This window comes from Modestobacter versicolor, assembly GCF_041028285.1.
Lineage (GTDB): Bacteria > Actinomycetota > Actinomycetes > Mycobacteriales > Geodermatophilaceae > Modestobacter > Modestobacter versicolor_A.
The window spans coordinates 277,546-297,199 of the sequence record NZ_JABGDB010000003.1 but is presented as its reverse complement, the minus strand read 5'-3'; the positions used below and the strand labels follow the sequence as shown (position 1 = coordinate 297,199).

Below are 19,654 nucleotides of genomic sequence, written 5' to 3'. Positions count from 1 at the left end.
GGACGGGCGGATGAGCCCAGCGAGAGTCGCACCCCGCACCGTGAGTCACAAAGGCAACACGCGGCGCAACCGCAACACGAATGGGTCACCCCCCGGCGGGGCGCTCCAGCTCCTCGGCGAGCTCGGCCAGCTCGTCGCCGCCGGCCATCATGGCGGTCAGCTCCTGCCGGGACAGCTCGCCCTTGGCGAAGTCGCCCATGCTCCGGCCGCGGTTGAGCAGCAGGAACCGGTCGCCGACCGGGTGCGCGTGGTGCGGGTTGTGGGTGATGAAGACGACGCCCAGCCCGCGGTCGCGCGCCTGCGCGATGTAGCGCAGCACCACCCCGGCCTGCTTCACGCCCAGCGCCGAGGTCGGCTCGTCGAGGATGAGCACCCGGGCACCGAAGTGCACCGCCCGGGCGATGGCGACCGACTGCCGCTCGCCGCCGGACAGGGTGCCCACCGGCTGGTCGGCGTCCCGGATGTCGATGCCCATCGCGGCCAGCTCGCGCCGGGTGACGTCCTTGGCCGTGGCGCTGTCGAAGCGCCGGAACGGCCCCCACCCGGTGGTCGGCTCCGAGCCGAGGAAGAAGTTCCGCCAGATCGCCATCAGCGGGATCATCGCCAGGTCCTGGAAGACCGTGGCGATGCCGGCGTCCAGCGCCTCGCGCGGCGCCCCGAAGTCGACCGGCCGGCCGTCCAGCAGCAGCTCCCCGCGGGTCGGCCGGTGCACGCCGGAGAGCACCTTGATCAGCGTGGACTTGCCGGCGCCGTTGTCGCCGAGGACGCAGGTGACCTCGCCGGCCCGCACCGTGGTGGAGATGCCGTCGAGCGCGATGACCGAGCCGAAGTCCTTGCCGATGCCGCGCAGCTCCAGCAGCGGGACGTCGCCGGTGCGGTCCACCGCGGTGCTCATCGCCGGGCCGCCTCGGCGTAGCGCCGGACCAGCCGGTTGGCCAGCACGGCGAGCAGCAGCATGGCCCCGAGGAAGAAGTAGAACCAGTCGGCGTCCCAGCGCAGGTAGACGATCCCCTGCTGGGTCATGCCGAAGACCAGCGCGCCGAGCGCCGCCCCGATCGCCGACCCGAACCCGCCGGTGAGCAGGCAGCCGCCGATGACCGCCGCGACGATGTAGATCAGCTCCTGCCCGGTGCCGGTGTTGGCCTGCACCGAGGTGAGCCGGACGGCGGTGATCGAGCCGACCAGCCAGGCCGCGGCCGCGGTGGTCATGAACAGGGTGATCGTCGTCCGGGCCGCGGGGACGCCGACGTTGCGGCTGGCGACCTCGTCGCCGCCGGTGGCGAAGACCCAGTTGCCGAACCGGGTGCGCAGCAGCACCCAGCTGGCGACGGCGGTGGCCAGCAGCCACCACACCACGGCCACCCGGAACGGCTGCCCGAAGACGCTGATCGTGGAGGCCAGCAGCAGCTCGGCCGAGTGGTAGCCGGGCGCCTCGGCGATCCCCCGGACGACGACCGTGCCGGTGAACAGCTTGGTCAGGCCCAGGTTCAGGCCCTGCAGCATCAGGAAGGTGCCCAGCGTGATGATGAAGCTGGGCAGGCCGGTGCGGGTGACCAGCCAGCCGTTGAGGAAGCCGATCGCCAGGGCCAGCACCAGCGCGGCGGCGATCGCCACCCAGATGTTCTGGCCGAGCTCGGTGGCCACCACGCCGACGGTCAACGCCGTCGTGCCGGTCAGCACGCCGGCGGACAGGTCGAAGTGCCCGCCGATCATCAGCAGCGCCACCGCGACCGCCATGATGCCCAGCGTCGAGGCGACGTCCAGCCAGTTCGCGATCCCGCTCAGCGAGCGGAAGGTCGAGGACTGGACGGAGAAGAACGCCAGGATGACGACGGCGCCGATCAGCGAGCCGAGCTCGGGCTTGACCAGCAGCCGCCGCCACAGACCGACGGCGGCGAGCCGCTCGTCGGCGCGCGCCGGCCCGCTGACCGGCGCCTCCCGGGTGGCACTCATGGGGTCTCCAGCGTGGTCAGCGGGTGCCGGCGGAGGCGAGGTCGGCGATCTCGTCGACGTTGGCGGCGTCGACGATCCCCGGCCCGGTCAGCACCGGCTGGCCACCGCCGACGGTGTTCAGGTTGTCCGCGTACAGCTTGAGCATCACGACCGGCAGGTAGCCCTGCTCGTACTGCTGCTGGTCGACCGCGAAGGAGATCGAGCCGTCCTGGATCGCGGCGATGACGTCGCCGTTGAGGTCGAAGGTGGCGATCTCGGCCTCGGAGCCGGCGTCGGAGGCCGCCTGGGCGGCGACCGAGGCGACCCCGGAGTTCAGGGTGAGCACGGCGTCGATCGACGGGTCGCTCTGCAGCTGCGAGGCGATCGTCGACTGCGCGGCCTGCAGGTCGTTGATGTCGACCTGCAGCAGCCGGACCTCGCTGCCCAGCCCCTGCGAGGCGCCGTCGCAGCGCTGCTCGAGGCCGATGTTGCCGGCCTCGTGCACGACGCAGAGCACGGTGGTGGCGCCGTCCTCGGCCAGCCGCCGGCCCGCACCCTGACCGGCGATCGTCTCGTCCTGGCCGACGTGGCCGATGGCGCCGAACTGGGCGGACTCGGCGGCGCCGGAGTTGATGGTGACGACCGGGATGCCGGCGGCGACCGCGGCCTCGACCGAGTCCTGCAGCGCGTCGGGGTTGGCCATCGAGACGACGATGCCGTCGACGTCCTGGTTCACGGCGGCCTGGATCAGCTGGGACTGGCGCTGCGGGTCGCCGTCGCTCTGGTAGTCCACGGACACGCCGAGGTCCTCCCCGGCAGCCTGGGCGCCCTTCTGCACGACGTCCCAGAAGGCGTCGCCGGCGGAGCCGTGGGTGACCACCGCGAAGCTGAGGTCGCCGTCGGCGGCGGCGCTGCCACCGCTGTCGCCGCCCCCGCCGTCACCGGAGCCGGCGTCGTCGGTGGAACAGGCGCTCAGCAGCAGCGGGGCTGCCAGGGCGAGCGCGAGCAGGCGCGTACGTCGGGCCATCGTGTGCCGTTCCTCCACTGTGGTCACTCCTGGGTCACGGCGCAGGACTGCCTCGCCGGGTCCACCCCCTGGGCAGGCCCTGGACTGAGGCCCCGACGGGGAGTGTGCGGCACCGGTCTGACCCGGCGCCTGTCGTCAGCCCCCGATCATGCCTGGCCCCGGCCCGGACCACGGCATCCGCCTCCGCGTCGGGTCCTTGTCGTCCGGCCCGGTCACCCGTCCGGGGGCTGCCCGGCGCAGCTCGCGCGCACCGGTCGCCGGCGCCGCCGGCGCGCCTAGGCTGCCGACCGTGGACGTGATGGCCTCCGGGCACGAACAGGTCGTCTTCTGCTCCGACCCCGAGTCGGGACTGCGCGCGGTGATCGCGGTCTACTCGACGGCGCTGGGTCCGGCACTGGGCGGCACCCGTTTCTTCCCCTACGCCTCGGAGGAGGCGGCGGTGACCGACGCCCTCGCGCTCTCCCGCGCGATGGCCTACAAGAACAGCCTCGCCGGGCTGGACCTGGGCGGCGGCAAGGCGGTGATCATCGGCGACCCGCGGACGGACAAGACCGAGGCCCTGCTGCGCGCCTACGGCCGCTTCGTCGAGGCGCTCGGCGGCCGCTACCTGACCGCCTGCGACGTCGGCACCTACAACGCCGACCTGGACGTCGTCGCGCGGGAGACCCGGTTCGCGCACGGCCGGTCGGAGGTGCACGGCGGCTGCGGCGACTCCTCGGTGCTCACCGCCTTCGGGGTGTTCCAGGGCATGCGCGCCGCCGCCCGGCACCGCTGGGGCACCCCGACGCTGGCCGGGCGCACGGTCGCCGTCGCCGGTGTGGGCAAGGTCGGCTCACACCTGGTCGACCTGCTGGTCGGGGACGGCGCCGACGTGGTGGTCACCGACGTGGACCGGGCGGCCGTCGACCGGGTGCTCACCCGGCACCCCGCGGCGCGGGCGGTGGCCGACACCGCCGAGCTGGTGCGCACGCCGCACGACGTCTACGCCCCCTGCGCCCTGGGCGGCGCGCTGGACGACGAGACCGTCGCGGTGCTGCCAGCCGAGATCGTCTGCGGCGGGGCGAACAACCAGCTGGCCCACGCCGGCACCGCCCAGCTGCTGGCGGACCGCGGCGTGCTCTACGCCCCCGACTACCTGGTCAACGCCGGCGGCGTCATCCAGGTGGAGGACGAGCGGCACGGGTTCTCCTTCGCCCGGGCGGAGGCCAAGACGACCACCATCTACGACGTCGCCCTCCGGGTCTTCGACGCCGCCGCCGCCGAGGGCGTCTCCCCCGCCGTCGCGGCGGACCGGCTCGCCGAGGAGCGGATGCGCTCGGTGGGCCGGCTGGCGACCATCCGGCTGCCCCGCTGACCCCCTCCGGAGGCCCGCCGGGGTGAGACCCCGGTCACCTGTGGCCTCCGGACGGGTGGCCTGGGGGATGCGACGCGTGCCCGCGCCCCATCCGTGTCGTAAGCTCGCTCCAGGACACAGTCACTCAGTCGGGGTCGCCACACGGGCCGTCCAGCCCAGTGCTGGACGACCCGCACTCCGTCACGAGGGGGTCGAGCCATGGGGCGCGGCCGAGCGAAGGCCAAGCAGACACGCGTGGCCCGTGAGCTCAAGTACAGCTCACCCAACACCGACCTCACGGCCCTCCAGCGCGAACTCGCTGGTCAGCCGTCGTCGTTCCCCAGCCGGGGTCCGAAGGACGACGACGAGGACGACCCGTTGGCCACCTGGTCACAGGACGACGAGGACGACGACTGGGCAGCCAGCCGTTGAGCTGGGCCTGACGGCCCAGTCCTCGTCCACGACGACACCGCCGCTCCCCCGGGAGCGGCGGTGCTGTCGTGCTGTCCGGACACGTCACAGCGGGCACGCCAGCAGCTGGTGACGCGCTGGAGCGGCCCCCTGCAGGGTCCCGCCGCGAGCCTGCGAGCGGTGGGGGGCAGGGGGTCCTTCCGCTAGCGGTAGGTGCCGACCAGCCGGGCCGAGGCCTCGCCGTCGCCCGTGCCGACCGTGCCGGCCACCCAGGCGGGCACCCCGCGGGCGGTGAGCAACGCCACCGCGGCGTCGGCCTGCTCCGGGGCGACGGCGGCGACCATGCCCACGCCGCAGTTGAAGGCGCGCTCGGACTCGGTGCGCGGCACGCCGTGCTCCTCGAGCAGCCGCACGGCGGCCGGGAGCGCCCAGGTGCTGCGGTCCAGCACGGCCGCAAGCCCGGCCGGGACGACCCGCACGGTGTTGCCCGCCAGCCCGCCGCCGGTGATGTGCGCGAAGGCGTGCACCGCCTCCACGCCGAGCTCGCGGACCAGCGCCAGGCAGTCCAGCGCGTAGATGCGGGTCGGCTCGAGCAGCTCCTCGCCCAGCGGGCGGTCCAGCCCGGCCGGCGTCGCGGCCAGGTCGAGCCCGGCCCGGTCGACGACCCGGCGCACCAGGGAGTAGCCGTTGGAGTGGAAGCCGGACGACGCCATGGCGACCACCACGTCGCCCGCCCGCACCCGCTCCGGGCCCAGGACGGCATCGGCCTCCACGACCCCCACCGCGGTGGCTGCCAGGTCGTACTCGTCGGCGCCCATCAGGTCGCCGTGCTCGGCGGTCTCCCCGCCGACCAGCGCGGCACCGGCCTGCGTGCAACCGGCGGCGATGCCGGTGACGATCGCGGCGATCCGCTCGGGCACCACCCGCCCGCAGGCCACGTAGTCCTGCAGGAACAGCGGCTCCGCGCCGCAGGCGACCAGGTCGTCGACGACCATCGCGACCAGGTCGATGCCGACCGTGTCGTGCCGGTCCAGCGCCCGGGCCAGCGCGATCTTGGTGCCCACGCCGTCGGTGGAGGACGCCAGCAGCGGCTTGCTGTACTTCGCCGTGTCCAGCGCGAACAGCCCGGCGAAGCCGCCGAGGCCGCCGACGACCTCGGGGCGGTTGGTCTTCTCCACCGCGGCGCGCATCAGCGTGACCGCGCGCTCCCCGGCGTCGATGTCGACGCCGGCGGCCGCGTAGGTCAGGTCGTCGGTCACGGGCGGGCCAGGGCGTCGGCCGCGCCCCCCGGCACGGTCGCGCTGCCGGCCTGCTGACCGGTCCAGCCGGTGACCGCGGCCTGCTCGTCGGCGATCGTCCGGCGGCCGATGCCCTCCAGCACGTGCTTTCCGAGCACCTCCGGCTCGCCCAGCGGGATCGGGTACTGGCCGGTGAAGCAGGCGGTGCACAGCCGGTTGGCCGGCTGCTCGGTGGCGGCGATCAGCCCCTGCTCGGAGACGTAGCCCAGCGAGTCGGCGTTGATGGAGGCGCGGACGCCGTCGACGTCCAGGCCGTTGGCGACGAGCTCGGCGCGGCTGGCGAAGTCGATGCCGTAGAAGCACGGCCACTTCACCGGCGGCGAGGCGATCCGCACGTGCACCTCGAGCGCGCCGGCCTCGCGGAGCATCCGGATCAGCGCGCGCTGGGTGTTGCCGCGGACGATCGAGTCGTCGACGACGACCAGCCGCTTGCCGCGGATGACGTCGCGCAGCGGGTTGAGCTTCAGCCGGATGCCCAGCTGCCGGATGGTCTGGCTCGGCTGGATGAAGGTGCGCCCCACGTAGGAGTTCTTCACCAGGCCCAGGCCGTAGGGGATGCCGGAGGCCTCCGCGTAGCCGACCGCGGCCGGGGTGCCGGACTCGGGCACCGGGATGACCAGGTCGGCCTCGACCGGCCACTCCTTCGCCAGCCGGCGGCCGATCTCCACCCGCGCGGCGTGCACGGTGCGGCCGGAGATCGTGGTGTCCGGGCGGGCCAGGTAGACGTACTCGAACACGCAGCCCTTGGGCTGGGCGACGGCGAAGTGCTGGCTGCGCAGCCCGTCCTCGTCGATGGCGATCAGCTCGCCGGGCTCGACCTCGCGCACGAACGACGCACCGCAGATGTCCAGCGCGGCCGTCTCGCTGGCGACCACCCAGCCGCGCTCGAGGCGGCCGAGCACCAGCGGGCGCACGCCCTGCGGGTCGCGGGCGGCGTAGAGCGTGTGCTCGTCCATGAAGGTGAGGCTGAAGGCCCCGCGCAGCCGCGGCAGCACCTCCATCGCGGCGGCCTCGACGGACATGTCCGGCTTGGCGGCGATCAGCGAGGTGATCAGGTCGGAGTCGGTGGTCGCGGCGAAGGCCCCGGCCACGCCCTCGTCCGCGGCGGCGCTGGCCAGCTCGGCGGTGTTGACCAGGTTGCCGTTGTGGCACAGCGCCAGCCCGGTGCCGGCCCCGGTGGTGCGGAACGTGGGCTGGGCGTTCTCCCAGATGGAGGCCCCGGTGGTCGAGTACCGGGTGTGGCCCACCGCGATGTGGCCGCGCAGACTGCCCAGCGTCGCCTCGTCGAAGACCTGGCTCACCAGGCCCAGGTCCTTGTAGACCACGACGGAGGAGCCGTCGGACACCGCGATGCCGGCCGCCTCCTGACCGCGGTGCTGGAGGGCGTACAGGCCGAAGTAGGTCAACTTCGCGACCTCTTCACCCGGTGCCCAGACCCCGAAGACGCCACAGGCGTCCTGGGGACCAGGGGACTGGGGATCGAGGTCGTGCGTCAGCCGTCCATCACCGCGAGGCACGGGTCGAGACTACCGGCTCGACGGGTCCTCCCGAGGTGGCACCGCTCACCCCGGGAGGACGACGTCGTCCGGAAACCCCAGCTCAGGAGATGTTCGAGGTCTCCGCGCCGATCGTCGTGTCGTCCCCGTGACCGGTCCGCACCACGGTGTCACCGTGCAGGCTCATCAGCCGCGCGTTGATCGAGCGCAGGATGGTCGGCTTGTCGCTGAAGGACCGGCCGGTCGCCCCCGGACCGCCGCAGAAGAGGGTGTCGCCGGTGAAGACGGTGCGCAGGTCCGGCGCGTGCAGGCAGGTGCTCCCGGGCGAGTGGCCCGGGGTGTGCAGCGCCTCCAACGACGTGCCGGCCACCCGGAAGCGGGCGTGGTCGGCCAGCTCGCCGTCCGGGCTGGCGTCGGGGTGGACGACGTCCCAGAGCATCCGGTCGGCCGGGTGGAACCAGATCGGCGCGTCGACGGCGTCCCGGAGGGCGACCGCGGCGGTGATGTGGTCGTTGTGGCCGTGGGTGAGCACGATGGCGCGCACTTTCCGGCCACCGACGGCCTCGACGATCGGGGCGGCGTCGTGGGGGGCGTCGACCACGAGCACCTCGTCGTCGTCGCCGACCAGCCAGACGTTGTTGTCGACGTCGAAGTCCTGCCCGTCGAGGCTGAAGACGCCGCTGACCACGACCTTGTCGATGCGGGGGCTCATTGCTCGACTCCGAACTCGTTCCGCTCCTCGGTCGCTGGCGCTCCCTGCGATGCTCGCTCGCCCGTCGTCCGCGCGGCGCTCACTTGTCGAACACCACGACCGAGCGCAGCACCTCGCCGTTGTGCATCTTCTCGAAGGCGCTCTCCACCGCGTCCAGGGCGATCGTCTCGGACACGAAGGCGTCCAGGTCGAAGCGGCCCTGCAGGTAGAGGTCGATCAGCATCGGGAAGTCCCGCGACGGCAGGCAGTCGCCGTACCAGGAGGACTTGAGCGCACCACCCCGGCCGAAGACCTCGATCATCGGCAGGGTGACCTCCATGGTCGGGTTCGGCACCCCGACCAGGACCACGGTGCCGGCCAGGTCACGGGCGTAGAAGGCCTGCTCGTAGACCGCCGGGTGCCCGACCGCGTCGATGGCGACGTCGACGCCGAAGCCGCCGGTCAGCCCGCGGATGGCCTCGACCGCGTCGATCTCCTTGGAGTTCACGGTGTGCGTGGCGCCCATCCCGCGGGCCCACTCCAGCTTCCGGTCGTCGATGTCGACGGCGATGATGGTGCTCGCCCCGGCCAGCGCGGAGCCGGCGATCGCGGCGTCACCGACGCCGCCGCAGCCGAACACGGCCACCGACTGCCCGCGGGTGACCCCGCCGGTGTTGATCGCCGCGCCTACCCCGGCCATCACGCCGCAGCCGAGCAGCCCGGCGGCGGTCGCCGGCGCGGCCGGGTCGACCTTGGTGCACTGCCCGGCGTGGACCAGCGTCTTCTCCACGAACGCGCCGATGCCCAGGGCCGCCGAGAGCTCGGTGCCGTCGGCCAGCGTCATCTTCTGCGTGGCGTTGTGGGTCGCGAAGCAGTACCAGGGCTTGCCAGCGGCGCACGCGCGGCACTGCCCGCACACGGCCCGCCAGTTCAGGATCACGAAGTCCCCGACCGCGACGTCGGTGACGCCCTCACCGATCGCGGAGACGGTGCCGGCGGCCTCGTGGCCGAGCAGGAACGGGAACTCGTCGTTGATCCCGCCCTCGCGGTAGTGCAGGTCGGTGTGGCAGACCCCGCAGGCCTGCACGTCCACGACCGCCTCACCCGGACCGGGGTCGGGGACGATGATCGTCTCGATGGTGACCGGAGCACCCTTGCTGAGGGCGACGACGCCCTTGACCTCGTACGGCATGGCCCCACCCTAGGGACCCCGCCCGCCGCCCGCCGCCGCTCCCCGCGGGGCGGTACCGGGCCCGCCGGGCGAGACGAGTCCGTCCCGAAGGCAACGAATTGGTTGCGGAACCACCCCGTGGAGGGGTGGTCGGGCGGCGGGATCCGTCACACCGTCGTACCGTCCCCACCGGCTGCGCCCCGGACGACGGGTCCCGGGACGGCCAGGTGCCGTCCGTCCGGCCGCGCCGTCCCGTTCCCCCGGAGGTCCCGTTCCGTGGCAGTACCCAGCTTCCTGGCTCGGGAGCGCATCGTCGCGCGCCCCGGGTTCAACCGGTGGCTCATCCCACCGGCGGCCCTCGCCGTGCACCTCTGCATCGGCCAGGCCTACGCGACCAGCGTCTACAAGGCCGCGCTCGTCTCGCACTTCGAGTCCAGCCTCACCGCGATCGGCATCGTCTTCTCCATCGCGATCGTCATGCTCGGCCTCTCCGCCGCCCTCTTCGGCACCTGGGTCGACCGCAACGGCCCCCGCGCCGCCATGTTCACCTCGGCCGTCTTCTGGGTCACCGGCTTCCTCGTCGGCTCTCTGGGCATCGCGACCGACCAGCTGTGGCTGCTCTACCTGGGCTACGGCGTCATCGGCGGCATCGGCCTGGGCATCGGCTACATCTCGCCGGTCTCCACGCTGATCAAGTGGTTCCCGGACCGCCCGGGCCTGGCCACCGGCATGGCGATCATGGGCTTCGGTGGCGGCGCGCTCATCGCCTCGCCGCTGTCCCGCCAGCTGATGGGCTGGTACGACCCGGCCTACGACGGCACCGCCGCCACGGTCGCCAGCGGTGACGCCGTCGCGAAGCTGTTCCTGACCCTCGCCCTGCTCTACCTGGTCTTCATGATGTTCGGCGCCTTCATCGTCCGCGTCCCGGCCGAGGGGTGGAAGCCGGACGGCTTCGACCCGGCGTCGGTGAAGGCGAAGGCGCTGGTCACCACGGACAACGTCTCGGCCGCCAACGCGATCAAGACCCCGCAGTTCTGGCTGCTGTGGACCGTGCTGTTCTGCAACGTGACCGCCGGCATCGGCATCCTCGAGCAGGCCAGCCCGATGATCCAGGACTTCTTCCGCGACGGTGACGCCTCCACCGTCGCCGTCACGGCGGCTGCCGGCTTCGTCGGCGTGCTGTCGCTGTTCAACATGGCCGGCCGGTTCGTCTGGTCCTCGACCTCGGACTTCATCGGACGCAAGCCGATCTACATGGTCTACCTCGGTGTCGGCATGGTGCTGTACGTGCTGCTGGCCACCGTGGGCAGCAGCGCGACCTGGCTGTTCGTCCTGCTGGCCGCGATCATCATCAGCTTCTACGGGGGTGGGTTCGCCACCATCCCGGCGTACCTGCGCGACCTGTTCGGCACCTACCAGGTCGGCGCCATCCACGGCCGGCTGCTCACCGCCTGGGCCGCGGCCGGCATCGCCGGACCACTGATCGTCAACGGCGTCCTGGACACCCAGGGCACCCCCGGCCAGCTCGTCGCCGGTAACTACCGGCCGGCGCTGTTCATCATGGTCGGCCTGCTCGCCGTCGGCTTCGTGGCGAACCTGCTGGTCAAGCCGGTGGCGGCCAAGTGGCACGAGCCGAAGTCGAGCACCCCCACCACGACCCCGGAACGGAGCGCAGCCCGATGAGCACCTCGGCCGGCACGACGCACACCCCGCAGGGCAGCACCCACACCCCGGCCGGGCTGATCGGCTTCGCCTGGGCGCTGGTCGGCGTCCCGCTGGCCTACGGGCTGTACCAGACGATCAAGACGGCCAGTTCGCTGTTCGGCGGCTGACCCGCACCGCCCCGGCGCCCCCTCTGCTCACCGAGCAGAGGGGGCGTCGTCGTTCGTGGCGCCCCGCGCGGCGTCGATCATCGGCGAACGGTCGTCCCCACCGGCGTGGCGGGCAGCCACCCGCCGATGATCAACCCCGTAGCGGGCGCAGCGGCAGGTACTCGGACAGGTCGGCACGGTTGCCGCTGGCGACGACCGACCCGGTGGCGACCGCGTCCGCCCAGCTCAGCCGGCCACCGGCAAGCCGCAGCCAGGTCGCCGCGTCGGTCTCCACCACGTTGGGCGGGGTGCCGCGGGTGTGCCGCGGCCCGGGCACGCACTGGACGGCGACGAACGGCGGCACCCGCACCTCCACCGACCGCCCCGGCACCTGCTGGGACAGCCAGCGGGCCGAGGTCTTCACCGCCGCGCCGAGCACCGCACGCGGCGGCTGCTCGGCCTCCCCCGCCAGCCAGGCGGCCGTCGGGGCCAGCGCAGCGCGCAGCTCCTCGGCGGAGATCGGCTGCACGCCGGCCATCAGCTGGTCGGGACGGTGCCCGCGGGGACGGTGCCGACGGCGACCTCGGGGCTGCCGAACAGCGCCGGCAGGGTCGCCGTCCACGCCTCGCGCAGCTCGGTCAGCGGCAGCTCGAGCAGCCCGTCGAGGACCAGGGCGTCGCCGCCCGTCGTCCCCAGCTCGGTGACCGGCACACCCGCCGCCTCGGCCGCGGACCGCACCGCGGCCGGGTCGGCGGTGGTGACGACGACACGGGCGACGGACTCGCCGAACAGCGCGGCGGTCGGGTCGCCGGGCACGGTCAGCCGCGCCCCGACGCCGTACCGCAGCGCCGACTCGGTGAGGGCCTGCGCCAGACCGCCGTCGGCGACGTCGTGCGCGGAGCTGACGGACCCGTCGGCGGCGAACGCGGTGAGCAGCCCGGCCAGTGCCCGCTCGGCGGCCAGGTCCAGCCGGGGCGGGAGCCCGCCCAGGTGGCCGTGGACGACCGACGCCCAGGCGGAGCCGCCGAACTCCGGCCGGGTCTCCCCCAGCAGGAGCACGGTCTCGCCGGCCGACCGCCAGCCGGTCGGCACCCGGCGCCGGACGTCGGCGTGGACGCCGAGCACGCCGATGACCGGGGTGGGGTCGATCGCCGTCTCCCCGGTCTGGTTGTAGAGGCTGACGTTGCCGCCGGTGACCGGCAGGCCGAGCTCGCGGCAGCCGTCGGCCAGGCCGCGGACGGCCTCGGCGAACTGCCACATGACCTCCGGGTTCTCCGGGGAGCCGAAGTTCAGGCAGTTGGTGACCGCCAGCGGGACGGCACCGGTGACGGCGACGTTGCGGTAGGCCTCGGCGAGGTTGAGCTGGGCGCCGGTGTAGGGGTCCAGCCGGGCGTACCGGGCGTTCCCGTCCAGCGCCAGCGCGATGCCGCGGTTGCTGGCCTCGTCGATGCGCAGCACCCCGGCGTCCTCGGGCTGGGCGAGCACGGTGTTGCCCCGCACGTAGCGGTCGTACTGCTCGGTGACCCAGGTCTTGTCCGCGCCGTCCGGGCTGGAGACGACCGCCAGCCAGTCCGCCCGGAGGTCGGCCGAGGACGACGGCGGGGCGTCGGCCTGCAGCGCGTCCAGGTCGGCCGGGCGGCTCATCGGCCGCTCGTAGACCGGGCCCTCCAGGGCGACCGTGCGCGGCGGGACGTCGACGATCCGCTCGCCGTGCCAGTCGATGGTGAGCCGGTCGCCGTCGGTGACCTCACCGATGACGGTGGCCAGCACGTCCCACTTGGCGCAGACGGCCAGGAACTCGGCGACCTTGGCGGGCTCGACGATCGCGCACATCCGCTCCTGCGACTCGCTCATCAGGATCTCGGCGGGGGTGAGCGTGCTGTCGCGCAGCGGGACGGCGTCCAGGTCGATCGCCATGCCGCCGGAGCCGGCCGCGGCCAGCTCGCTGGTGGCGCAGGAGATCCCGGCACCGCCGAGGTCCTGGATGCCGGTGACGAGGTCGGCGGCGAAGATCTCCAGGCACGCCTCGATCAGCAGCTTCTCGGTGAACGGGTCGCCGACCTGCACGGCCGGCCGCTTGGCCGGGCCCTCGGCGTCGAAGGTCTCGCTGGCCAGCACCGAGACCCCGCCGATGCCGTCGCCGCCGGTGCGCGCACCGAACAGCACGACCTTGTTGCCGACGCCCTCGGCCTTGGCCAGCCGGACGTCCTCGTGCCGCATGACCCCCACGCACAGCGCGTTGACCAGCGGGTTGCCCGCGTAGCAGTCGTCGAAGAGCAGCTCGCCGCCGATGTTGGGCAGGCCCAGGCAGTTGCCGTAGCCGCCGACGCCGGCGACCACGCCGGGCAGCACCCGGGCGGTGTCCGGGGCGTCGGCGCGGCCGAAGCGGAGCGAGTCCATGACCGCGATGGGGCGGGCACCCATGGTGAGGATGTCCCGGACGATGCCGCCGACCCCGGTGGCCGCGCCCTGGTAGGGCTCGACGTAGCTGGGGTGGTTGTGCGACTCGACCTTGAAGGTGACCGCGAAGCCGTCGCCGACGTCGACCACGCCGGCGTTCTCGCCCATGCCGACCAGCAGCGCGTCGCTCTTCGGCAGCGAGCCGAACCGGCGCAGGTGCACCTTGGAGGACTTGTAGGAGCAGTGCTCGCTCCACATGACCGAGTACATCGCCAGCTCGGCGGTGGTGGGCCGGCGGCCGAGGATCTCGCGGATCCGGGCGTACTCGTCGTCCTTCAGCCCCAGCTCGGCGAACGGCTGCGCGTCGTCCGGGCTGGTGGTGGCCCGCTCGACGGTGTCCAGCAGCGGCATGGCCCGGACGGCGGCGTCGGCCGGACCGTCGGCGGGGTGCGGGACCGAGGTGACGTCGGCCGTGGTCACGCGGCACCCACCAGGCTGCTCAGCACGGAGGTGAAGAAGCCCAGGCCGTCGGTGCTCGGACCGGTGAGGTCCTCGACCGCGTGCTCCGGGTGCGGCATCAGCCCGACGACCCGGCCGTCGGCGCTGGTGACCCCGGCGATGTCCCGCGAGCTGCCGTTGGGGTTGCCGCCGACGTAGCGGACGACGACCCGCCCCTCGCCCTCGAGCCGGTCCAGCTCGGCGTCGGCGGCGACGTAGCGGCCCTCGCCGTTCTTCACCGGGACGACGATCGTCTGGCCCTGGCGGTACGACGACGTCCAGGCGGTGTCGGCGCGCTCGACCAGCAGCCCCTGGTCGCGGTTGCGGAAGTGCAGGTGGCTGTTGCGGGTCAGCGCCCCGGGCAGCAGCCCGGCCTCGCACAGCACCTGGAAGCCGTTGCAGATACCCAGCACCGGCAGCCCCCGGCCGGCCGCGGCGACGACGTCGGCCATCAGCGGCGACCGGGCGGCGATGGCCCCGGCGCGCAGGTAGTCGCCGTAGGAGAAACCGCCGGGCAGGACGACGGCGTCGACGGCCTGCAGGTCGTGGTCGCCGTGCCAGAGGGAGACGGGCTCGGCGCCGGCGAGCCGCACCGCACGCGCGGCGTCGACGTCGTCCAGGGAGCCCGGGAAGGTGATGACACCGATGCGCACGGGGGACTCTCTCAGTCGGTGGGGAGGTGCAGCTCGACGTCTTCGATGACGGGGTTGGCCAGCAGCGTCGTCGCGATCTCGCGGAGGGCCGCCTCGTCCGGCTCGCCGTCGACCTCGATGACGAAGTGCTTGCCCTGCCGGACACTGCGGATGCCCGCGTGCCCGAGCCGGCCGAGCGCGCCGAGGACGGCCTGCCCCTGCGGATCGGAGATCTCTGGCTTCAGGACGACGTCGACGACCACCTCTGGCACGGCGCCGAGGGTACCGGCACCCCTCCGGCGTCCGGCACGCCGCGGTCGGCGATGGTCGGTCGTGCCCGACCGGCCGACCAGGTCCGGCCTCCTCCGCTCACCCCATCGGGTGCGGCGGCCCCCGTCCCCCGCGCCCCGCCGGGCCCTGCTCCCGATGATGGACCGGACGGGATCGTCCACGACGGCGCGGACGGCGCCGGCAGCAGCGCGGAGGAGGGGACGGCATGGTCGCGGGCACGCCTGACATCGACCACCCGGCCGCCGCCACCGCGCTCAGCGTGCTGCCGCTCGGCTGCGACGTGGCGCTCACCAGCCGGGTCCGCCGGGTGGGCCGCGACTTCCTGTACATCTCCCCGCCGCGCGACGGCGTCGGCGACGGCGTCGCCTTCGTGCCGCGCGACATGCTCGAGCTGTCCTGGCAGGGCGACGACGGGCTCCGCTCGGTCACCGCCGACACCGTCGCCACCACCGACGACGCCACCTGGCAGCTGCGGGTCACCGGCCAGGCCGTCCGGCTGCAGCGCCGGGACGCCGTCCGGGCGCCCATCGGGCTGTCGGCCGCGCTCTGCTGGGACCGCACCACGCTCACCGGCAGCACGGTCGACCTCAGCGAGGGCGGCCTGCTGGCGGTCTTCCGCCCGCACGGCGACCTCGGCGCGACCGTCCCGTTCCCGAAGCCCGGCCAGCCGATGGGCCTGCGGATGGACCTCTACTCCGACGAGCTGGTCACCGAGGTCGCGCTCGTCCGCCGGCGCCCGCGCGAGGACGCCCTGCACGAGTGGTCGCTGCGGTTCCTCGACCTGCCCGAGGCCGCCGCCGACCTGGTCCGCTCGCACGTGTTCACCGCGCTGCGCAACGCCCGGGCCCGCGGCCTGGCCGCCCTGTACTGACCGAGCCCACCCGGACGACGCCGGGTCAGCTGAAGGGCGTCCCGGTCAGCTGCTCGTAGGCCTTCACGTAGCGGTCCCGGGTCGCCGCCACGACGTCGGCGGGGAGCTCCGGCGGCTCCGACACCCGGTCCCAGCCGGAGATCGTCAGCCAGTCGCGGACGAACTGCTTGTCGTAGGACGGCTGCGCCGCACCGGGCGACCAGGTGGTCGCCGGCCAGAACCGCGACGAGTCCGGCGTCAGCACCTCGTCGCCGAGCACCAGCCCGGCGCCGGCCGTGCCGAACTCGAACTTGGTGTCGGCCAGCACGATCCCGGCGTCCTCGGCGATCTCCGCGCCGCGGCGGTACAGCGCGAGGGTGAGCGCCCGCAGCGCCTCGGCCTGCTCGGCGCCCACCGCGTCGACCACCCCGGCGAACGGGATCGCCTCGTCGTGCTCGCCCACCTCGGCCTTGGTCGAGGGGGTGAACACCGGCTCGGGCAGCCGGTCGCCCTCGACCAGGCCGGCCGGCAGCGGGACGTCGACGATCGCGCCGGTGCGCTGGTACTCGACCGTGCCGGAGCCGGACAGGTACCCGCGGGCCACGCACTCCACCGGCAGCATGTCGAGCCGCCGCACCAGCATCGAGCGACCCGCCAGCTCGGCCGGCACGCCCTCGTCGACCAGCGCGGGACCGGCGGCCAGCAGGTGGTGGGTGGCGCCGTGCGCCGCCAGCACCGGGGTGAGCTGCTCGAACCACCACACCGACAGCGCGGTGAGCACCCGGCCCTTGTCCGGGACCGGCGTGGGCAGCACGTGGTCGTAGGCCGAGATCCGGTCGCTGGCGACCAGCAGCAGCCGGTCGGCGTCCACGGCGTAGACCTCGCGGACCTTGCCCCGGGCGACCAGCTCGAACGGCACGGTCACGACAGCGCCGCGAGCCGGTCGAACAGCGGGCCCAGGTTGGCCACGTAGGCCTCCGGCCGGCAGATCTCGTCCAGTTCAGCCTCGTCCAGCGTCACGCCCTCGTCCGCAGCCCGCTCGCGCAGCGTCTGCCGGAACGGCGTCCCGTCCTGCCAGGTGCGCATCGCCGCGGACTGGACCAGCGCGTAGGACTGCTCGCGCCCCATCCCGCCCTCGACCAGCTCGAGCAGGACGGCGGAGGTGTAGATCAGCCCACCGGTCGACTCCAGGTTCGCCCGCATCCGGTCGGCGTCCACCACCAGGTTCTCCACCAGGCCCGCCGTCAGGTCCAGCAGGTAGTCGGTGGTGACGGCCGCGTCGGGCAGGAAGACCCGCTCGGTGGAGGAGTGCGAGATGTCCCGCTCGTGCCACAGCGGGATGCCCTCCATCACCGGCACGATCGCGGCGCGGACGACCCGGGCGAGGCCGGCGATCCGCTCGGAGCGGATCGGGTTCTTCTTGTGCGGCATCGCGCTGGAGCCCTTCTGGCCCGAGCCGAACGCCTCGGCCAGCTCGCGCACCTCGGTGCGCTGGCCGTGCCGCACCTCCAGCGCGACCGCCTCGCAGACGGTGGCGATGATCGCCAGCGCCGAGACCCACTCGCTGATGCCGTCGCGCAGCACCACCTGGGTGGACGCGTCGGCGGCGCGCAGCTGCAGCGCCTCGGCGACCGCGACCTCCACGGACGGGTCGATCAGCGAGTAGGTGCCGACGGCGCCGGAGATGGCGACCACCCCGACCGCCTCGCGGGCGCGGCGCAGCCGGTCGCGCGAGCGGGCCGCGGCGAAGGCCAGGTCGGCCACCCGGTGCCCCCAGACGTCGGGCTCGGCGTGCACGCCGTGGGTGCGGCCGACCTTGATCGTGTCCCGGTGCGCCAGCCCGTGGTCGCGCAGTGCGGCCACCAGCCGGTCGGCCTTGGCCAGCAGCACGTCGGTGGCGTCGGTCAGCTGCACGGCGAGCGCGGTGTCCAGCAGGTCGGAGCTGGTCATGCCGTGGTGGACGTAGGCGGCCGCGGAGCGGGGCTCGGTGTTGTCCGCCCACGCGGTGAGGAAGGCGATGACGTCGTGCTGCGTCGTCTCCTCGATCTCCGCGACCCGCTCGGGGGTCGGCGGCGGCGCGTTGCGCACCGGCTCGACGACGTCGGCGGGCACCCGCCCGGCGGCGGCGTGCGCCTCCAGCACCAGCGTCTCGACGCGGCACCACAGCTCGTACTTGTGCTGGTCGCTCCAGACCCGGCCCATCTCCGGCAGGGTGTACCTGTCGATCATGCGGGTACCGCTTCGGACCGGTCAGCTCGTCGCGCCACGGCCCCATCCTCTCGCACGGCTGCGTGCGGGCGACCATCACCTCGGAGGACGACGATGTCGCTACGGCCCGGGCACGTGCTCGCTCGCGCTCGGGAACGGATCCGGGCGGCCCGGGAACAGGACCCGCACGCCTGGACCGACGGCACCGTGCTGGTGCTGGAGGACGGCAGCCGCGCCGTCGTCGACCACGTCGAGGAGCCGGCCGACGACGCCGGTCCCCCGCCGCCGGCCGAGGACGCGGAGCCACCGCCGGGCAGCCCGGTCCCCGACGCCCCGGACGTGAGCGCCCCGCCGCGCGCGGCCGCCCCCGGGAGCGGCACCGCGCGCCGGGGCCGGGACCGCAGCCGCGGCAGCCTGCTGGCGCCGGAGGCCGCCCCCCGGTCGGTGGAGCTGGACGTGCCGAACGGGCTCCGGATCGCCGCGGCCTGGTCGTGGCGGACCATCGCCGTCGTCCTCGCCCTGTACCTGGTGCTCCGGGCGGCGGGCTACGTCGCCGTGGTCGTCGTCCCGGTGATCGTCGCGCTGCTGCTGGCCGCGCTGCTGCAGCCCGGCGCGGCGGCCCTGCGCCGGCGCGGCTGGCCGGCGGCGCTGGCCGCGTTGACGATGCTGGTGGTCGGCCTGGGCGTGGTCGCCGGCATCGTCACCCTGGTGGTCGAGGAGTTCGCCGCCGGCTACGACGAGCTCGCCTCCCAGGTCGACGAGGGGCTCACCCAGGTGCAGGACTTCGTCACCCGGACCTTCCCGGTGACCGACGGCCAGATCAGCGACGCCGTGGACAGCGCCAACGCCGCCATCGTCGACAACCGCGACGTGCTCACCTCCGGTGCGCTGACCACGGCCGCCACCGTCGGTGAGCTGCTCACCGGGCTGCTGCTGACCCTGTTCACCCTGTTCTTCTTCCTGATGGACGGCCGGCAGATCTGGCTGTGGCTGGTGGGGCTGGCGCCGGCCGCCTCGCAGGCCTACCTGGACGAGGCGGCCCGCCGCTCCTGGCGCACGCTCATCTCCTACGTGCGGGCCACCATCGGGGTGGCGGCCTTCGACGCGGTGTTCATCGGCGTCGGGCTGCTGTTCCTCGGCACGCCGCTGGTGGTGCCGCTGGCCGCGCTGGTCTTCCTGGGTGCGTTCATCCCGATCATCGGCTCGTTCCTGGCCGGCACGGTGTCGGTGCTGGTGACGCTGGTGGCCGTCGGGCCGGTCCGGGCGCTGATCGCGCTGGGCATCATCGTGCTGGTCATGCAGCTGGAGGGGCACGTGCTCCAGCCGCTGCTGCTGGGCCGGGCGGTCTCGGTGCACCCGCTGGCCGTGGTGCTGGGCATCGCCGCCGGGCTGCTCATCGGCGGCATCTTCGGCGCGCTGATCGCCGTCCCGGTGATCGCCTGCGGCAACGTCGCGGGCACGTACCTGTCCCGCCGGCACGAGGGCCCGCGCCCACCCCAGCCGGACACCCGGCGGGCCAAGCGGTTGGTGACCACCTCCTGACCCCCTCGGGAGGGCGAAGATGGCCATGTTCGCCGCGGCGAGGAGGGCGAAGATGGCCATCTC

At 73.7% G+C, this 19,654-nt stretch carries 19 protein-coding genes; 6 read left to right on the top strand and 13 right to left on the bottom strand.

Features of this window, described 5'->3' with window-relative positions:
• Positions 1–85: 85 nt before the first annotated feature.
• Genes HL054_RS12680 through HL054_RS12670 form a run of 3 tightly spaced genes read right to left on the bottom strand, consistent with a single transcriptional unit; the run spans position 86 to position 2,959 of the window.
• On the bottom strand, positions 86–895 hold the full coding sequence (locus tag HL054_RS12680; protein WP_369139372.1) for an ATP-binding cassette domain-containing protein: 810 nt from the start codon (positions 893–895) through the stop codon (positions 86–88).
• Complete coding sequence (locus tag HL054_RS12675) at positions 892–1,953, bottom strand: ABC transporter permease (RefSeq protein ID WP_369139371.1); 1,062 nt, start codon at positions 1,951–1,953, stop codon at positions 892–894. The genes HL054_RS12680 and HL054_RS12675 overlap by 4 nt, the downstream gene beginning before the upstream one ends.
• A 16-nt stretch (positions 1,954–1,969) precedes the next feature.
• Positions 1,970–2,959 carry a sugar ABC transporter substrate-binding protein gene (locus HL054_RS12670; protein WP_369139370.1) on the bottom strand — a complete coding sequence of 330 codons (990 nt, stop codon included), beginning with the start codon at positions 2,957–2,959 and terminating at the stop codon, positions 1,970–1,972.
• A 298-nt stretch (positions 2,960–3,257) separates the two neighbouring features.
• Here HL054_RS12670 and HL054_RS12665 point away from each other — a divergent pair, with 298 nt between their 5' ends.
• Both HL054_RS12665 and HL054_RS12660 read left to right on the top strand, forming a co-directional pair.
• On the top strand, positions 3,258–4,313 hold the full coding sequence (locus tag HL054_RS12665; RefSeq protein ID WP_369139692.1) for a Glu/Leu/Phe/Val family dehydrogenase: 1,056 nt from the start codon (positions 3,258–3,260) through the stop codon (positions 4,311–4,313).
• Positions 4,314–4,511: 198 nt separating this feature from the next.
• Positions 4,512–4,724: a DUF3073 domain-containing protein gene (locus HL054_RS12660; protein ID WP_110551083.1), complete on the top strand. Its 213-nt coding sequence runs from the start codon at positions 4,512–4,514 to the stop codon at positions 4,722–4,724.
• Between the two features lie 182 nt (positions 4,725–4,906).
• Here the strand turns inward: HL054_RS12660 and purM are convergent, their stop codons facing one another.
• The 4 genes from purM to HL054_RS12640 form a co-directional block, all read right to left on the bottom strand.
• Positions 4,907–5,962: a phosphoribosylformylglycinamidine cyclo-ligase gene (gene purM / locus HL054_RS12655; protein ID WP_369139369.1), complete on the bottom strand. Its 1,056-nt coding sequence runs from the start codon at positions 5,960–5,962 to the stop codon at positions 4,907–4,909.
• Positions 5,959–7,518 (bottom strand): amidophosphoribosyltransferase, encoded by a 1,560-nt coding sequence (gene purF / locus HL054_RS12650; protein WP_369139368.1) that lies wholly within the window; start codon positions 7,516–7,518, stop codon positions 5,959–5,961. The genes purM and purF overlap by 4 nt, the downstream gene beginning before the upstream one ends.
• 82 nt (positions 7,519–7,600) lie before the next feature.
• Entirely contained in the window at positions 7,601–8,209 is a 609-nt protein-coding gene (locus HL054_RS12645; protein WP_369139367.1) for an MBL fold metallo-hydrolase, read from the bottom strand.
• 79 nt (positions 8,210–8,288) lie between these two features.
• Entirely contained in the window at positions 8,289–9,380 is a 1,092-nt protein-coding gene (locus HL054_RS12640; protein WP_369139366.1) for an S-(hydroxymethyl)mycothiol dehydrogenase, read from the bottom strand.
• Positions 9,381–9,635: 255 nt separating this feature from the next.
• Between HL054_RS12640 and HL054_RS12635 the strand changes: the two genes are divergently transcribed.
• On the top strand, positions 9,636–11,042 hold the full coding sequence (locus tag HL054_RS12635) for an OFA family MFS transporter (RefSeq protein WP_369139365.1): 1,407 nt from the start codon (positions 9,636–9,638) through the stop codon (positions 11,040–11,042).
• Positions 11,039–11,191: an MFS transporter small subunit gene (locus HL054_RS12630; protein ID WP_369139364.1), complete on the top strand. Its 153-nt coding sequence runs from the start codon at positions 11,039–11,041 to the stop codon at positions 11,189–11,191. The genes HL054_RS12635 and HL054_RS12630 overlap by 4 nt, the downstream gene beginning before the upstream one ends.
• Positions 11,192–11,321: 130 nt before the next feature.
• Here the strand turns inward: HL054_RS12630 and HL054_RS12625 are convergent, their stop codons facing one another.
• From HL054_RS12625 to purS, 4 genes are read right to left on the bottom strand one after another with little or no spacing between them, the layout of a single operon-like run.
• Positions 11,322–11,708, bottom strand: coding sequence for a sterol carrier family protein (locus HL054_RS12625; RefSeq protein WP_369139363.1), 387 nt, complete (start codon positions 11,706–11,708; stop codon positions 11,322–11,324).
• Positions 11,708–14,050, bottom strand: coding sequence for a phosphoribosylformylglycinamidine synthase subunit PurL (gene purL, locus HL054_RS12620; RefSeq protein WP_369139362.1), 2,343 nt, complete (start codon positions 14,048–14,050; stop codon positions 11,708–11,710). Before purL ends, HL054_RS12625 begins: the two co-directional genes overlap by 1 nt.
• Positions 14,047–14,721, bottom strand: a complete 675-nt coding sequence (gene purQ, locus HL054_RS12615) for a phosphoribosylformylglycinamidine synthase subunit PurQ (protein ID WP_369139361.1) — start codon at positions 14,719–14,721, stop codon at positions 14,047–14,049. Before purQ ends, purL begins: the two co-directional genes overlap by 4 nt.
• A gap of 11 nt (positions 14,722–14,732) precedes the next feature.
• The gene (purS, locus tag HL054_RS12610; RefSeq protein WP_369139360.1) at positions 14,733–14,972 is read right to left on the bottom strand and encodes a phosphoribosylformylglycinamidine synthase subunit PurS; all 240 of its coding nucleotides are present in this window, start codon (positions 14,970–14,972) and stop codon (positions 14,733–14,735) included.
• A 224-nt stretch (positions 14,973–15,196) separates the two neighbouring features.
• On the opposite strand from purS, the gene HL054_RS12605 reads away from it, so the two are divergent.
• Entirely contained in the window at positions 15,197–15,862 is a 666-nt protein-coding gene (locus tag HL054_RS12605) for a flagellar brake protein (RefSeq protein ID WP_369139359.1), read from the top strand.
• Positions 15,863–15,887: 25 nt separating this feature from the next.
• On the opposite strand, the gene HL054_RS12600 is transcribed toward HL054_RS12605, so the two are convergent.
• Entirely contained in the window at positions 15,888–16,766 is an 879-nt protein-coding gene (locus tag HL054_RS12600) for a phosphoribosylaminoimidazolesuccinocarboxamide synthase (RefSeq protein ID WP_369139358.1), read from the bottom strand.
• Positions 16,763–18,070: an adenylosuccinate lyase gene (gene purB / locus HL054_RS12595; protein WP_369139357.1), complete on the bottom strand. Its 1,308-nt coding sequence runs from the start codon at positions 18,068–18,070 to the stop codon at positions 16,763–16,765. Before purB ends, HL054_RS12600 begins: the two co-directional genes overlap by 4 nt.
• A 114-nt stretch (positions 18,071–18,184) precedes the next feature.
• Between purB and HL054_RS12590 the strand changes: the two genes are divergently transcribed.
• Positions 18,185–19,591 (top strand): AI-2E family transporter, encoded by a 1,407-nt coding sequence (locus HL054_RS12590; RefSeq protein ID WP_369139356.1) that lies wholly within the window; start codon positions 18,185–18,187, stop codon positions 19,589–19,591.
• The last annotated feature ends 63 nt before the right edge of the window (positions 19,592–19,654 follow it).

What these genes read in the sequence shown, in the direction of transcription:
- HL054_RS12680 (WP_369139372.1), bottom strand. Translation starts at nt 895, where the DNA reads ATGAGCACCGCGGTGGACCGCACCGGCGACGTCCCGCTGCTGGAGCTG.
- HL054_RS12675 (WP_369139371.1), bottom strand. Translation starts at nt 1,953, where the DNA reads ATGAGTGCCACCCGGGAGGCGCCGGTCAGCGGGCCGGCGCGCGCCGAC.
- HL054_RS12670 (WP_369139370.1), bottom strand. Translation starts at nt 2,959, where the DNA reads ATGGCCCGACGTACGCGCCTGCTCGCGCTCGCCCTGGCAGCCCCGCTG.
- HL054_RS12665 (WP_369139692.1), top strand. Translation starts at nt 3,258, where the DNA reads ATGGCCTCCGGGCACGAACAGGTCGTCTTCTGCTCCGACCCCGAGTCG.
- HL054_RS12660 (WP_110551083.1), top strand. Translation starts at nt 4,512, where the DNA reads ATGGGGCGCGGCCGAGCGAAGGCCAAGCAGACACGCGTGGCCCGTGAG.
- HL054_RS12645 (WP_369139367.1), bottom strand. Translation starts at nt 8,209, where the DNA reads ATGAGCCCCCGCATCGACAAGGTCGTGGTCAGCGGCGTCTTCAGCCTC.
- HL054_RS12640 (WP_369139366.1), bottom strand. Translation starts at nt 9,380, where the DNA reads ATGCCGTACGAGGTCAAGGGCGTCGTCGCCCTCAGCAAGGGTGCTCCG.
- HL054_RS12630 (WP_369139364.1), top strand. Translation starts at nt 11,039, where the DNA reads ATGAGCACCTCGGCCGGCACGACGCACACCCCGCAGGGCAGCACCCAC.
- HL054_RS12625 (WP_369139363.1), bottom strand. Translation starts at nt 11,708, where the DNA reads ATGGCCGGCGTGCAGCCGATCTCCGCCGAGGAGCTGCGCGCTGCGCTG.
- HL054_RS12605 (WP_369139359.1), top strand. Translation starts at nt 15,197, where the DNA reads ATGGTCGCGGGCACGCCTGACATCGACCACCCGGCCGCCGCCACCGCG.
- purB (WP_369139357.1), bottom strand. Translation starts at nt 18,070, where the DNA reads ATGATCGACAGGTACACCCTGCCGGAGATGGGCCGGGTCTGGAGCGAC.